At 66.0% G+C, this 13,280-nt stretch carries 10 protein-coding genes and 1 pseudogene; 5 read left to right on the top strand and 6 right to left on the bottom strand.

Annotated elements, in window-relative coordinates:
• Positions 1–91 precede the first annotated feature (91 nt).
• Complete coding sequence (locus tag IDT60_RS10120; RefSeq protein ID WP_191078997.1) at positions 92–2,485, top strand: bifunctional (p)ppGpp synthetase/guanosine-3',5'-bis(diphosphate) 3'-pyrophosphohydrolase; 2,394 nt, start codon at positions 92–94, stop codon at positions 2,483–2,485.
• Here IDT60_RS10120 and IDT60_RS10115 read toward each other — a convergent pair.
• The 3 genes from IDT60_RS10115 to IDT60_RS10105 all read right to left on the bottom strand — a co-directional run bounded on the left by IDT60_RS10115 (position 2,366) and on the right by IDT60_RS10105 (position 5,717).
• Positions 2,366–3,052 (bottom strand): type IV toxin-antitoxin system AbiEi family antitoxin, encoded by a 687-nt coding sequence (locus tag IDT60_RS10115; RefSeq protein WP_191078996.1) that lies wholly within the window; start codon positions 3,050–3,052, stop codon positions 2,366–2,368. The two genes, IDT60_RS10120 and IDT60_RS10115, sit on opposite strands and share 120 nt — an antisense overlap.
• A 94-nt stretch (positions 3,053–3,146) precedes the next feature.
• Positions 3,147–4,844 (bottom strand): DUF349 domain-containing protein, encoded by a 1,698-nt coding sequence (locus IDT60_RS10110; RefSeq protein WP_191078995.1) that lies wholly within the window; start codon positions 4,842–4,844, stop codon positions 3,147–3,149.
• A 66-nt stretch (positions 4,845–4,910) separates the two neighbouring features.
• Positions 4,911–5,717 carry a peptidylprolyl isomerase gene (locus IDT60_RS10105; protein WP_191078994.1) on the bottom strand — a complete coding sequence of 269 codons (807 nt, stop codon included), beginning with the start codon at positions 5,715–5,717 and terminating at the stop codon, positions 4,911–4,913.
• A gap of 233 nt (positions 5,718–5,950) precedes the next feature.
• Between IDT60_RS10105 and hisS the strand changes: the two genes are divergently transcribed.
• The gene (hisS, locus tag IDT60_RS10100; protein WP_191078993.1) at positions 5,951–7,321 is read left to right on the top strand and encodes a histidine--tRNA ligase; all 1,371 of its coding nucleotides are present in this window, start codon (positions 5,951–5,953) and stop codon (positions 7,319–7,321) included.
• A gap of 36 nt (positions 7,322–7,357) precedes the next feature.
• Here the strand turns inward: hisS and IDT60_RS10095 are convergent, their stop codons facing one another.
• Positions 7,358–8,605: an APC family permease gene (locus tag IDT60_RS10095; protein ID WP_191078992.1), complete on the bottom strand. Its 1,248-nt coding sequence runs from the start codon at positions 8,603–8,605 to the stop codon at positions 7,358–7,360.
• Between the two features lie 111 nt (positions 8,606–8,716).
• Here IDT60_RS10095 and aspS point away from each other — a divergent pair, with 111 nt between their 5' ends.
• Positions 8,717–10,504, top strand: coding sequence for an aspartate--tRNA ligase (gene aspS, locus IDT60_RS10090; protein WP_164199560.1), 1,788 nt, complete (start codon positions 8,717–8,719; stop codon positions 10,502–10,504).
• Positions 10,505–10,868: 364 nt separating this feature from the next.
• On the opposite strand, the gene IDT60_RS23540 is transcribed toward aspS, so the two are convergent.
• A complete protein-coding gene (locus tag IDT60_RS23540; protein ID WP_370590745.1) occupies positions 10,869–11,087 on the bottom strand; it encodes a pentapeptide repeat-containing protein in 219 nt (72 codons plus the stop codon).
• 77 nt (positions 11,088–11,164) lie between these two features.
• On the opposite strand from IDT60_RS23540, the pseudogene IDT60_RS23535 reads away from it, so the two are divergent.
• Positions 11,165–11,632: pseudogene (locus IDT60_RS23535) on the top strand (GNAT family N-acetyltransferase); the annotation flags it as partial.
• 146 nt (positions 11,633–11,778) lie between these two features.
• Positions 11,779–12,576, top strand: coding sequence for a dioxygenase (locus IDT60_RS10080; protein WP_191078991.1), 798 nt, complete (start codon positions 11,779–11,781; stop codon positions 12,574–12,576).
• A gap of 3 nt (positions 12,577–12,579) precedes the next feature.
• On the opposite strand, the gene IDT60_RS10075 is transcribed toward IDT60_RS10080, so the two are convergent.
• Positions 12,580–13,278, bottom strand: coding sequence for an acVLRF1 family peptidyl-tRNA hydrolase (locus tag IDT60_RS10075; protein ID WP_191078990.1), 699 nt, complete (start codon positions 13,276–13,278; stop codon positions 12,580–12,582).
• Positions 13,279–13,280 lie beyond the last annotated feature (2 nt).

The raw sequence follows: 13,280 nt of genomic DNA, 5'->3' as shown, positions 1-13,280 counted from the left end.
GCCTGGCCCGTACGCATTTAAGCGCCGGTTACAGAAGTGAACGGGCGGAGGAATAGACTGGGTAGTTAAACAGGTCGTGAGGGGTGCTTCATTGGAAGAACGTTCGGCATCGGTGCCAATGGCAGGCGGGGACGAGACATCCGGCCGCGGAGTACAGGCCGGGTTGACGGCTTTCCCACGCCCTGCTCCGGTTGTCCCGGTGGACAATTCGGGTGCCCGGCCAACGTTCCCCGGCCGGCGGGAACGCACGCGCTCCCGCTTGGCCCGCCTGACCGGCCGCGGAGCCCCCACGTATTCACCCATCCTTGAGCCGCTGCTCCGTACCGTCCGGGCGAACAACCCCAAAGAGGATTTCGACCTGATCCAGCGCGCCTTTGACGTCGCTGAGAACAGCCACCGCGGGCAGAAGCGCAAGAGCGGTGATCCGTATATCACCCACCCCGTCGCTGTCGCCACCATCCTTGCCGAACTGGGCCTCAGCGGCACCACCCTGGCCGCTGCCCTGCTCCATGACACGGTTGAGGATACCCCGTACACCCTGGCGGACCTCAAAAGGGACTTCGGGCCCGAAGTCGCCATGCTGGTGGACGGCGTCACCAAACTGGACAAGGTCAGCTTCGGTGAGGCCGCCCAGTCCGAGACCGTCCGCAAGATGGTTGTGGCGATGGCCAAGGACATCCGGGTCCTGATGATCAAGCTTGCGGACAGGCTCCACAACGCCCGGACCTGGCGTTTTGTCTCAGCAGAGTCATCGGCCCGCAAAGCCCGTGAAACCCTGGAAATTTTCGCGCCCCTTGCCCACCGCCTCGGCATGAACACCATCAAGTGGGAGTTGGAGGATCTGTCCTTCGCTGCGCTGTATCCGAAGGTGTACGAAGAGATCGTCCGGATGGTGGGGGACCGCACGCCGGAGCGCGAGAAGAGCCTCGGCGTCATCCGTGACCAGATTACCGAGGACCTCCGGGAAGCTCGGATCAAGGCCACCATCACCGGCCGGCCGAAGCACTATTACTCGATCTACCAGAAGATGGTGGTCCGGGACAAGGACTTCGACGACATCAACGACCTCATGGGCGTCCGTGTGCTGGTCGATTCGGTGCGGGACTGCTATGCAGCGCTGGGCACCATGCATTCTCGTTGGAACCCGCTGCCGGGGCGGTTCAAGGATTACATTGCCATGCCCAAGTTCAACATGTACCAGTCCCTGCACACCACGGTGATCGGCCCGGGCGGCAAGCCTGTTGAGATCCAGATCCGCACGCACGAGATGCACCGCAGGGCAGAGTATGGTGTGGCCGCACACTGGAAGTACAAGGACCAGCCCAACCGCACGGCCGTTGGCCCCGGAAGCCCCCGCGACGGCGACATGGGGTGGCTGAGGTCCCTGGTTGACTGGCAGCAGGAGACGTCGGATCCGGGTGAGTTCCTGGATTCCCTGCGGTTCGAGATCAACGCGCGTGAAGTGTTTGTCTTTACTCCCAAGGGTGAAGTCATGGCCCTGCCTGCCGGCTCAACCCCTGTCGATTTCGCGTACGCCGTCCATACCGAAGTGGGCCACCGGACCATCGGCGCACGGGTCAACGGCAAACTGGTTCCGTTGAACAGCGAGCTCAACCACGGCGACTGGGTGGAGATCTTCACGTCCAAGGCCGAGGGCGCCGGCCCGAGCCAGGACTGGCAGCATTTCGTCAAGAGTGCCCGCGCACGGAACAAAATCCGTCAATGGTTCAGCAAGGAACGCCGCGAAGAGGCAATCGACCGGGGGAAGGAGCTCCTCACCCGGGCCATGCGGAAGCAGAACCTCCCCCTGCAGCGCCTGATGACACACGAGGCCCTCGCCGCGGTGGCCGCCGAGTTCAAGTATGTGGACATCTCCGGCCTCTATGCCGGTGTCGGCGATGGACACACCTCAGCCCAGTCCGTCATGGAGAAGCTTGTCGAAAGCCTGGGCGGCAACGAGAGCACCGACGAGGACATCACCGAAGTCAGCATCCCGACGCAGGTGGCCAAGACCAAGTTCTCGGACTCCGGCGTGGTGGTGCGGGGCGTCGGCGATGTCTGGGTAAAGCTCGCCCGCTGCTGCACGCCCGTTCCGCCGGACCCGATCCTGGGATTCGTCACCCGCGGCTCCGGTGTTTCGGTGCACCGTACGGACTGCACCAACATCTCGGACCTCAAGGACCAGCCGGACCGGATCGTGGATGTTGACTGGGCCCCCACGCAGTCGAGCGTTTTCCTGGTGGAGATCCAGGTTGAGGCGCTGGACCGGAAGTCGCTTCTCTCGGACGTGACGCGGGTCCTGTCGGAGAACCACGTCAACATCCTGGCCGCCAGCGTGAACACCTCCAGCGACCGGGTGGCCATCTCACGGTTTGCTTTCGAGATGGGCGATCCCAAGTACCTCAGCCACGTCCTGAGCGCCGTCCGGCGCATCGACGGGGTGTTCGACGTCTACCGGACGACCGGCAACAAGCGCCGGAGCTAGCAGGGCGAGCTTCTCCAGGGCTGCGCGCTTGTGCGGGACCCGGGGCGTGGCTTCGATGGCGAGAACGAGCAGGCGGAGCCGTACGTCCTTTTGCGGGCGCGCCAGCAGTCCCGCCAGCGCCGGTATGGCACGGTGTGCGTCAACGTGCAGCGCAATATCCACGGCCGTCCTCAGCGGGCTTGAGACCATCAGCCCGCCCATGCTGACGACGTCGAAAGGGCCGAGCCTGACTTCATGGAGTGTGCAGCCCCGGGTGTTGCGGAGACTCGAAATCCGCCGTTTCGCATCCACAAGCAGCGCCAGCCGGTCCGGTTCGTCAGCGCAGCCGTAGATCCAGGCCGCCGTCATCCTGCCGGCCACTACCCGCTGCCGGACAGCAGCCGGGACCGCAGCGGCCGCGGCCCTGGCCCTGAGCTGGGCCGAGACCTGGACATCGGGCAGGGTGTAGCCCTGGTGGTGGAACTTCGACAGGACACCATCCGTCGCCAGCGTCTGCAGTTCGGTCCACGTAAAGGGTTGCCCTGGCGAGTACATGTCCGGGTGCTGGGGCAGTGACGTGGTGGCCATTCACCCATCCTGCCGCGCGGGTCCTTAAACACACAGGCCCCGTTCCGGTTATGTGGATAACCGGAACGGGGCCTGTGCGGTACTGCCTGGCGCGTTAGGAGAGCTCGCTGGCGGAACGCTGGATCTGGTCAAGCCAGGCCTGCCTCGCCTCGAGGGCTTCGCGGGCTGCCTTGATCTTGCGCTGGTCGCCGGCGTTCTCTGCCTTGGCGAGATCGTCCTGGAGGCCGGAGATTGCTGCTTCCAACTGCGAGAGTGCGCTGTTGGTGCGCGCTTTGGTTTCGGGGTTGGAGCGCTGCCAGTTTTCCTCTTCAGCGTGACGGACAGCGTCCTCCACCTTGCGCAGGCCGGCTTCGATCCGTCCCATGTCGGCGCGGGGAACCTTCCCGGCCTCTTCCCAGCGGTCACGGATGGACTGGAGCGCCTTCTTGGCGGCGTTCAGGTCCTTGACCGGCAGGATGGCGCCGGCCTCCACCAGGAGGGCTTCCTTCACAGTCAGGTTGGCCGCGTATTCCTGGTCGATCTCCTCGTTGGCCGCCTGCCGGGACGTGAAGAACACGTCCTGGGCCGCCCGGAACCGTGCCCACAGGGCGTCATCGTCCTTGCGGCTCGCGCGCGGCGACGCCTTCCACTCGTCCATCAGCCTGCGGTACTCGCCGGCGGCGAAGCCCCAGTCGGTGGATGAGGACAGTGCCTCGGCCTCGGCGATGAGCTTTTCCTTGGCCGACTTCGCCGCGGAGTTGGTGCTGTCCAGCTGGGAGAAGTACGCGCGGCGGTGGCGGTCGAAAACAGTCCGTGCAGCACGGAACCGCTTCCACAGTGCGTCCTCGTTGCTGCGGCCAAGCCGGACGCCGCTCTTCTGGGCCGTCTTCCAGCTTTCGAAGAGTTCATTCATGCGCGCGCTGGAGGTTTTCCACTGGATCTGCGCCGGATCCTGGCCGGAGATGCTTTCGGCTTCGGCAACGATTGCTTCGCGGGCTGCCAGCTCGGCTGTGCGAACGGCATCATGCTCCGCCTTCTCTGTCTTCTCCAGCTCGGTGATCTGGGCGGAAACGGCATCCAGGCGGGCTTCCGCCGAGCGGAGATCCCCCACCATGTTCCGCTCTGCCAGCTGCTCACGCAGGTGGGTGACAGTCTTTTGCATGTCGGTGCTGGGCGCCTTGGAACTGACACGCTGCTCGAGGAGCAGGACCTGCGCCACGATGTCGTCATATTTCCGCGCGAAGTACCCCAGCGCCTCGTCATTGCTTACGCCGGGGTACTGGCCCACCGGGTGCTCTTCGCCGTCGATCGTCAGGAACACGTGGCCGTCGCCTTCGACGCGGCCCCAGCGTGCAGCTTCGGCCAGCGAGGTCGCAGACGCGACGGGCGCAGCGGCCGCAGCCGGTGCGGCAGCGGCCGGCTTGGGCCTGGCGGCGAAGGCGGCAGGTGATGGAGCCGGACGGGGAGCGGGGGCGGGTGCAGCGGGCTGCGCAGCCGCGGGCTCTTCCGCGACGGACGCGTCAGCTGCGGCCTCTTCGGCCGCAGGCTCTCCACCCACGGACGCGTCAGTGGCGGCCTCTTCGACCACCGCTTCGTCAGCCGCTGTCTCGTCAGCCGCAGGCTTGTCAGCGACGGGCGCCTCAACTGGTGCTTCCTCAGTCACCGCCTCATGGGCCACGGGTGCCTCCGCGGCGGCGTCATCGGCCGTTGCGTTATCGGCCACTGCCTGGTCAGCTACTGACTGCTCGGCCTCGGGGGCCGTTGCGTCGGTCAGGTCTGCTGCTGTTTCGTCGGATTTCTGACTGTCTGTCACCGCTAAAAGTCTTTCGCTTGGAGGAAAATACTCACATACTGCACCGCAGCCGTGAGGCCGGGCTTCCTACTTCAGAGAGAACGAGTCTATCGTGACTGGTTCGACGGGGGCGCCGTCCGTGTCGCTGCTGCCCGGAGTAATACCTGCCGCAGCGATTCCGGACACCACATCCAGTCCCGACGTCACCTTGCCCACCACGCTATAGCCGCCGGCAGCATCCGCGGGAATCGTTGTGTCTTTATAGACGATGAAGAACTGCGTCCCGTTTCCGTAGGCATTGTTGCCGGTCCTCGCAACGGCGATGGTGCCGGCGGGATAGACGTTGTCGGCCGGGACGTTTTCCAGCGGACCCCAGGTGTAGTCGGGATTTCCGCTGCCTTGGCCATCGGCGGATCCGCACTGCAGGACGCCGAAGCTTTCACTGGTGGTCAGCCGGTGGCACGTTTTGCCGGTGAAGTAGCCTTCGTCGCTGAGGGACTTGAAGACTGCGGCAGCCTGGGGCGCTTTAGTGCCGTCAAGTTCGACGCCCACCGCACCCCGGTTCAACGCCAGCTCCCCGGTGAACACCTTCCCGGCGGCTGTTTCAGGTGCCGGTATGTTGGCAGCATTGGTGGGCGGCGCCGAGGCAGTAGGGGAAGCTGAGGGCGTGGTGAGCCCTGCCTCAAGAGCTGCGAATTCGTCTTCCGTGGGGTTGCCTGCAAAGGCAGTGAGTTGAAGCACGACGGCGAGCACCACGGCGGCGGTTCCGGCACCGGCGGCGATAATATTGTCGCGTTTACGCCGTGCTTCCTGGTCCCGCCGCAGCCCGCGCTTCGCCTCCATCTGCTGGATGCGCCGTTTGGCCTCGCGTGCACTGCGTGAACTGGCCGCCAAGGGTCCTCCTGTATGTCGGTCTGCGGCCCGGCCGGCAAGGTCCGGGCACAGTTGTCTGCCGGCAGTCATCGCAGCACCCTGCCGGCGTATTAGAGATGCAGGCGGAAGGCGCATAAACTGACTGCCGCACATAGTTTATGCACGAGTTGCTGGACAGCCGCCGTTCCTGGCCCGTTTCGGGCGGAATGCCGGGAAAGTCCCAGGCGCCCTTCATCAAGAGGAGAACTTCCACCATGGCACGCACCGCCTCCCTGTCCGGATTCCCAGAGTGGCTTCCCGAGGAGCGGCTGGTGGAGCTGCACGTGCTGGACACCCTGCGCAAGGTTTTTGAACTGCACGGGTTCGCGTCCATCGAGACCCGCGCCGTGGAAACCGTCAGCCAGTTGCTCCGCAAGGGCGAGATCGACAAAGAGGTTTATGGCCTCAGCCGGCTCCAGGATGACGAGGCTGACTCGGCAGAAGGAACCAAGGCGGGAAAGTCCGATCCGCACGCCCTGGCCCTGCACTTCGACCTGACGGTGCCCTTTGCCCGCTACGTCGTCGAAAATGCCGGCTACCTGGCGTTCCCGTTCAGGCGTTACCAGATCCAGAAAGTCTGGCGCGGCGAACGCCCGCAGGAAGGCCGCGCCCGCGAATTCACGCAGGCTGACATCGACGTCGTAGGGGACGGCGAGCTGCCCTTCCGCTATGACGTGGAGATTGCACTGGTGATTGCCGAGGCCCTCAGTGCCCTCCCCATCCCGGACTTCCGCCTGCGCATCAACAACCGTAAACTCGCCGAAGGTTTCTACCGCGGGATCGGCCTGGACGACACCGCCGGCGTGCTTCGCAGCATCGACAAGCTCGAAAAAATCGGTCCGTCCAAGGTCGCTGAACTGCTCAAATCGGAGCTCGGTGCCACCGACGGGCAGGCAGAGCTGGCCCTGAAGCTGGCCGGGATCCGCACTGAAGACGCTTCGTTTGTGGCCCAGGTCCGCGCGCTCGGCGTAACCAATGACCTGCTGGAAGAGGGCCTCAACGAACTGGAGCAGGTCATCGACGCCGCCGTGCAGCGCGCGCCCGGCAAGGTGATTGCCGACCTCAGCATTGCCCGCGGGCTGGACTACTACACGGGCACCGTGGTTGAGACTGTCCTGGTGGGCCACGAGCAGCTCGGATCGATTTGCTCCGGCGGCCGCTATGACGCCTTGGCGAGCAAGGGTAACCGCAAGTTCCCCGGCGTCGGACTCTCCATCGGCGTCACCCGGCTGGTGTCGCGCATCCTCAGCCAGGACCTGGCCAAGGCCTCGCGGTCCGTTCCCACCGCCGTGCTGGTGGCATTGACCACGGACGATAGCTGGGGCGCCGCGCAGGATGTCGCGGCTCAGCTCCGAAGCCGGGGCATCGCCACGGAAGTTGCGGCGAAGGCTGAGAAGTTCGGCAAGCAAATCAAGTTCGCGGACCGCCGGGGCATCCCGTTCGTCTGGTTCACGGACGACGACGGCAATCACCAGGTCAAGGACATCCGCTCCGGAGACCAGACCCCTGCCGATCCCGCACTATGGACACCGCCGTCGGAAGATCTGACCGTTCAGGTAACAACGGCAGCAGCCCTCCCCGCCTGACCAGACGTCTACCTGCGGCGCGGCGGGCACGGTTGGCTAGCGGCGCAGCCTGAGCACGAGGAACCTCACGGCCACCCCCAAGGCAAGGACTGCCGCCATCCCCAGCACCGAAGCGGGCGGCAGTGTGAACGCCAGCAGCAGGCAGCTGGCAAAGCCAACAACGTTCAGCCATCTGGGCGCATGGTAGGGGTGTTCATCCAGCGTGTAGGCCGCAGCGTTGGTGACAGCGTAATAGATCAGTACACCGAAACTGGAGAAGCCCACCACGGTCATCACGTCCGTGGTCAGGAGCAGCAGGATGACGACGGCGGCTACCGCGAGTTCCGCGACGAACGGCACCGTGTGCCTGCCGCCCACCCGCGCCAGCGGCGAAGGCAGGTCCCGCTCCCGTGCCATCGCCAATGCAGTTCTGCCCACCCCTGTGATGAGCGCCAGCAGTGCTCCGAGGCACGCCGCTGCGGCGCCGGCCTGGACCAGCGGGGCACCGGCCGCGAACCGTGAATTGACCACGGCCTCCAGAAGCGGAACCGCGGTTGCCGCCAGCCGGCCGTCCGGCAAGTGGGTTTGAAGCACGACGGCAAGTCCCAGATAAATGACGAACGCCCCGCCCAACGCGGCAAGGATGGCGCGTGGAATGGTCTTGGCCGGATCCTTGACTTCCTCGCCCAGCGTCGCGATGCGGGCGTAGCCGGCAAAAGCGAAGAACATCAGGCCGGCCGCCGGCAGAACGCCGCCGAGCCCGCCCGTGGAACGGCCCGGGGCGGAGGGGGCCCCGGATGGATGCGGCCCCACGAGGGCGGCGACAGCCACGAACACCAGGGTTGCCAGCACCACGCACAGTAGGATCCGCGTGAGCAATGCCGTGCGTGTGATCCCGAAGAGATTGACCGCCGTCAGCACAACCACTGCTGCCACCGCAACGGGAACCGCGTAGCCAGGGGCGACGTAGTGGCCGAAGGTGAGGGCCATGGCAGCGCAGGAAGCCGTCTTTCCGCTGACAAATCCCCAGCCAGCCACGAATCCGGGCCAGTCGCCGAGCCGCTCCCGGCCGTACACGTAGGTCCCGCCGCTGGCCGGATAACGGGCAGCCAATTCAGCCGACGCCACAGCGTTGCAGTACGCAACGGCTCCCGCGAGGAGTACGGCCAGCACAAGGAAATTTCCGGCCAGGCCGGCCGCCGGAGCGAAGACAACAAAAACTCCGGCGCCGAGCATGGAGCCGAGTCCGATGGAGGTGGCGTCAAACACGCCGAGCCTCCGTTGAAGCTGGCGGTGCTGGTTCATGGGGGAGGCGGGCCTTTCCAGCGGGTAAACTCGAACGGGATTGTTCCCGGAATGATCCTATGCATCTTTAAGTCTTTAGTTTTCCCTGCTGTCTCTTCAGAAAGGCGTGCTGTGCTGCGCACACATGACCTCGGATCCCTTCGCTCCGAGCACATTGGACAAACCGTAACCCTGGCCGGCTGGGTAGGCCGCCGCCGCGATCACGGTGGTGTTGCATTCGTGGATCTCCGCGATGCGTCCGGCGTGGCCCAGGTTGTGGTCCGTGAAGAAGAGGTCTTCCACGGCCTGCGCAACGAGTACGTCCTGCAGGTCACGGGCACCGTTTCCCAGCGCCCCGAGGGCAACGAGAACCCCGCCCTGGCCACCGGCAGCATCGAGGTCATGGCGGATAAGGTGGTCATCCTGAACACCGCTGATCCGCTGCCGTTCCAGATCGACGAGCACGTCGAAGTAGGCGAGGAAGCCCGCCTGAAGCACCGCTACCTGGACCTTCGCCGCCCCGGCCCCGCCCGGAACCTGCGGCTGCGCTCCGAAGCCAACCGGGTTGCCCGCGAACTGCTGCACCAGGACGGTTTCGTCGAGATCGAGACGCCCACGCTGACGCGTTCGACGCCGGAAGGCGCCCGCGACTTCGTGGTCCCCGCACGCCTGGCACCGGGTTCCTGGTATGCACTTCCGCAGTCCCCGCAGCTTTTCAAGCAGCTGCTGCAGGTGGGCGGTTTCGAGAAGTACTACCAGATCGCGCGCTGCTACCGCGATGAGGACTTCCGCGCCGACCGCCAGCCGGAGTTCACCCAGCTGGACATCGAAGCCAGCTTCGTGGACCAGGACGACATCATTGCCCTCGGCGAAAACATCGTCAAGGCACTGTGGAAGCTGATCGACGTCGAGATCCCCACGCCTATCCAGCGCATCACCTACGCGGATGCGATGGCCCGGTACGGCTCGGACAAGCCCGACCTTCGCTTCGGCGTGGAGCTGACGGAGCTTACGGACTTCTTCAAGGACACCAACTTCGGCGTTTTCAAGGCCCCGTATGTCGGTGCAGTGGTGATGCCCGGCGGTGCTTCCCAGCCCCGCCGCACCCTGGATGGCTGGCAGGAATTTGCCAAGCAGCGCGGCCACAAGGGCCTGGCATATGTCCTCTTCAAGGAGGACGGCGAACTGGCCGGTCCGGTAGCCAAGAACCTGACAGACACTGAGCGTGCCGGCCTGGCCGACGCCGTGGGCGCCAAGCCGGGCGACTGCATCTTCTTCGCCGCGGGCGAGAAATCTGCCGCCCGCGGCCTTCTCGGCGCCGCGCGCGTGGAGATCGGCCACCGCACCGGCCTGATCGACCCCGAGGCCTGGGCCTTCTGCTGGGTGGTCGACGCGCCGATGTTCGAGCCTGCTGCCGCTGCGGTTGCCTCCGGCGACGTGGCCGTTGGCGGCGGCTCCTGGACTGCCGTCCACCATGCCTTCACGTCGCCCAAGCCGGAGTTCATGGACACGTTCGACAAGGACCCGGAATCGGCGCTGTCCTACGCTTACGACATTGTCTGCAACGGCAACGAAATCGGCGGCGGCTCCATCCGTATCCACGAGCGCGACGTCCAGGAACGCGTGTTCGAACTTATGGGACTGGACCGGGCAGACGCACAGACGAAGTTCGGATTCCTGCTCGAAGGCTTCAAGTTCGGCGCACCTCCGCACGGTGGGATCGCTTTCGGCTGGGACCGCGTTGTGGCACTGCTGGCCGGCGTCGAGTCGATCCGCGACGTCATCGCGTTCCCGAAGACCGGCAACGGCTATGACCCGCTGACCCAGGCTCCGGCGCCCATCACGGCGCAGCAGCGCAAGGAAGCCGGCGTGGACTTCAAGCCACAGACGAAACCGGACGAGCCCAAAAAGGCCGAGTAATTCAGGCACGGTAATGACCAAGCCCCCGGGTGTGAACTGGACCAGTTCACACCCGGGGGCTTTTCGTCGCGGAAGGATCACATGACAGCGCCATCTCTGCGGGACCTTGAAGCGCTGATGGACGCTGCCTGGCCTGCTCCGGACCGTGCTGAAGCCAACGGCTGGGTGTTGCGGGCGGCATCGGGAGTGACGCAGCGGGCCAACTCGGTCTGGCCGCGCGAGCCGGGCAGCGATTCCCCTGGTCGCCATGCGGCACTGCGGGCGGCCCGGCTTTGGTACCGCGACCGCCGGCTGCCGCTGATCTTCCAGCTGTTTGATGATCCCCGCTCCGCCGGGCTGCATGCTTTCCTGGACGCGGAAGGCTTCACCCGCCAATCCGAAACCCTGGTGATGTGGCGGGACGCGGGAACAACACCCGCCAGCGCGGACAGCGCCGTGCCCCAACCAGCCGTGCCCCAACCAGCCGTGCCCCAACCAGCCGTGCCGCAACCAGCCGTGCCGCAACCAGCCGTGCCCCAACCAGCCGTGCCGCAACCAGCCGTGCCCCAACCAGCCGTGCCGCAACCAGCCGTGCCGCAACCAGCCGTGCCCCAACCAGCCGTGCCGCAACCAGCCGTGCCGCAACCAGCCGTGCCCCAACCGGCGGTGCCGGTGTCCGGCGTCGAACTCTCCGCAGAACCCTCGCCCGAGTGGCTGGAACTGTGGTGGCAGGTGGACGGCCGCGGTGGCGGCGCCGAGCTCGCCACTGCGCGCACGATTCTGACGGGCTGCCCCTCGATATACGCGCTGGTGAGGTCCGATGACGGGGTTGCCGCCGCCGTCGGCCGGCTCGCCCTGCCGCCTGGCCGGCCCGGCGGCAGGGGAGAGGTCCTTGGCGGCGAAGCAGCTCGTTGGGGCGGGCTGTATGGCATGGCCACCCGCCCCGATGCCCGGCGCCGCGGCTACGCCCGTCAGATCATGCAGGCACTCCTGAACGAAGGCACTGCACGCCGGCTGGCCGGGTACTGGCTGCTGGTCACTGCCGCGAACCAGGGAGCGCAGCAGCTCTATGCCGGCGCGGGATTCAGCGAAGCCGGGCGCTATCTCTACCGCCAGGACCGGCTGAAGCGGCACCTGACCGGCTGCTGAAACCGGGCCGGCGCCCGCTGTCGGATGCAACCCGGGGTCACTTTCCGCCCCCTAAGCACCGCCTATCCGGCGACAAATGACTCCGCATTGGATGAGGGGATCTTCTTATACTTGAAGCTTCAATGAAAACCGGTTAGTATGAATCCATGACACAGACACTTGGCCAGCCCCCGGTTCTCTTCCTCAGCCACGGTGCGCCGCCGCTTGCCGACGACGCCACCTGGACCCGCCAGCTGCACGACTGGTCCGGCACCTTCACGAAGCCCAAGGACATCCTGATGGTCTCGGCACACTGGGAGAATGCCCCGGTAACCCTGAGTGCAACGCAGCGGGATCCCGGCCTTGTGTATGACTTTGGCGGTTTCGCCCAGAAGTACTACGAGGTTCAATACGACGCGCCGCAGGCTCCGGAGCTCGCTGCGGAGGTGGAGCGGCTTGTTGCCGTCCATGGCCACCACGTCGAGCGCGATGAGAGCCGCGGGCTCGACCACGGCGCCTACGTGCCGCTCAAGGAGATGTTCCCGGACGCCGATGTGCCGGTCGTCCAGATGTCCATGCCCACACTGGATCCGCAGGGCCTGTTCAACCTCGGCATGACGCTGGCACCGCTGCGCGAGCGCGGCACCCTGATTGTCGGTTCAGGGTTCACGACGCACAACCTGCGCTGGTTCAACCCTGCCGGCGGCCCGGACAGTGCTCCGCCGGCGGCCTCCAGCGAGTTTGACCACTGGGCTGAAGAAGCCATGGCGCGGGGCGACGTTGATGCAATCCTCGACTTCCTGAACAAAGCCCCGGCCGCCCGTCAGGCGCACCCGCGCAGTGAGCACTGGGCTCCGCTGTACGTGGCGCTCGGCGCAGCCTACGGCTCCGGTGACCTGAATGCTAAAACTGCCATCGACGGCTTCTGGTACGGCTTGTCGAAGCGCTCCTGGACCCTGACGTAGGAGTCACGGGTCCGTAACCTGGATCCGCACGGCGCAGACATCCGATGCGGCCTTCTTCAGGACTGAGCCGTTGGGGTCGGCCACATCCAGGAACGCCAGCCGGGAGAGTGAGGCGCAGGGCCTCATGACAGGTTCGTCCATGACCAGACCCGCCAGGGTCCGGTCACCGCCGGGGGCCAGGTACTCGATGACGTGGTCGCCAAAGACTGCTGCCGCGTGGACTGCCACCTTCTCCACCAGCCCGTCGGCCTGATTGGCCCGGCGGCGGGCGAACCGCTGCTGGGACTGGCCGCCGGCCGCGGACCGTGACTGCACATAGCCGGACCCGGTCTTTGACGCCAGCACGGCGCCTTCCTGCACCACGGCCGCTGCATAGCCGCCGCGCCGCACCAGCACCAGGCCCACAGTCCGGGGCTGGCCGGCCACGGACGCCAGGCGCTCCAGCGGATCGGCGCCGCGACCCGGCCGCCCGTCTGCCGGCCACGGTGCCTGGAGCAGCGCGACGGTGCCGTCGGCCGCCAGAAGCCGCACGCCGTCGTCGTCATCGCTGAGCCGAAAGCCGCCGTGCGCGGCGCTGAAGCGCCCGGTCCACCCGGCGAGGCGCGCGGCCGGCACAAAAGCCGTCCTGACCGACCCCGCGCGGCCGGAGCCCGCGCCACCGGATCCCGCACGGCGCGGACTGTCGGTGCTGCGAGCGGTCATGG

The sequence above is a fragment of the Pseudarthrobacter sp. BIM B-2242 genome, from assembly GCF_014764445.1.
In the GTDB taxonomy this organism is placed as follows: Bacteria; Actinomycetota; Actinomycetes; order Actinomycetales; family Micrococcaceae; genus Arthrobacter; species Arthrobacter luteus_A.
This window is presented reverse-complemented; position numbering and strand designations above follow the sequence as displayed.

Coding starts and splice junctions, on each gene's coding strand:
- IDT60_RS10080 (WP_191078991.1), top strand. CDS start 11,779: ATGACACAGACACTTGGCCAGCCCCCGGTTCTCTTCCTCAGCCACGGT.
- IDT60_RS10115 (WP_191078996.1), bottom strand. CDS start 3,052: ATGGCCACCACGTCACTGCCCCAGCACCCGGACATGTACTCGCCAGGG.
- IDT60_RS10075 (WP_191078990.1), bottom strand. CDS start 13,278: ATGACCGCTCGCAGCACCGACAGTCCGCGCCGTGCGGGATCCGGTGGC.
- hisS (WP_191078993.1), top strand. CDS start 5,951: ATGGCACGCACCGCCTCCCTGTCCGGATTCCCAGAGTGGCTTCCCGAG.
- IDT60_RS10095 (WP_191078992.1), bottom strand. CDS start 8,605: ATGAACCAGCACCGCCAGCTTCAACGGAGGCTCGGCGTGTTTGACGCC.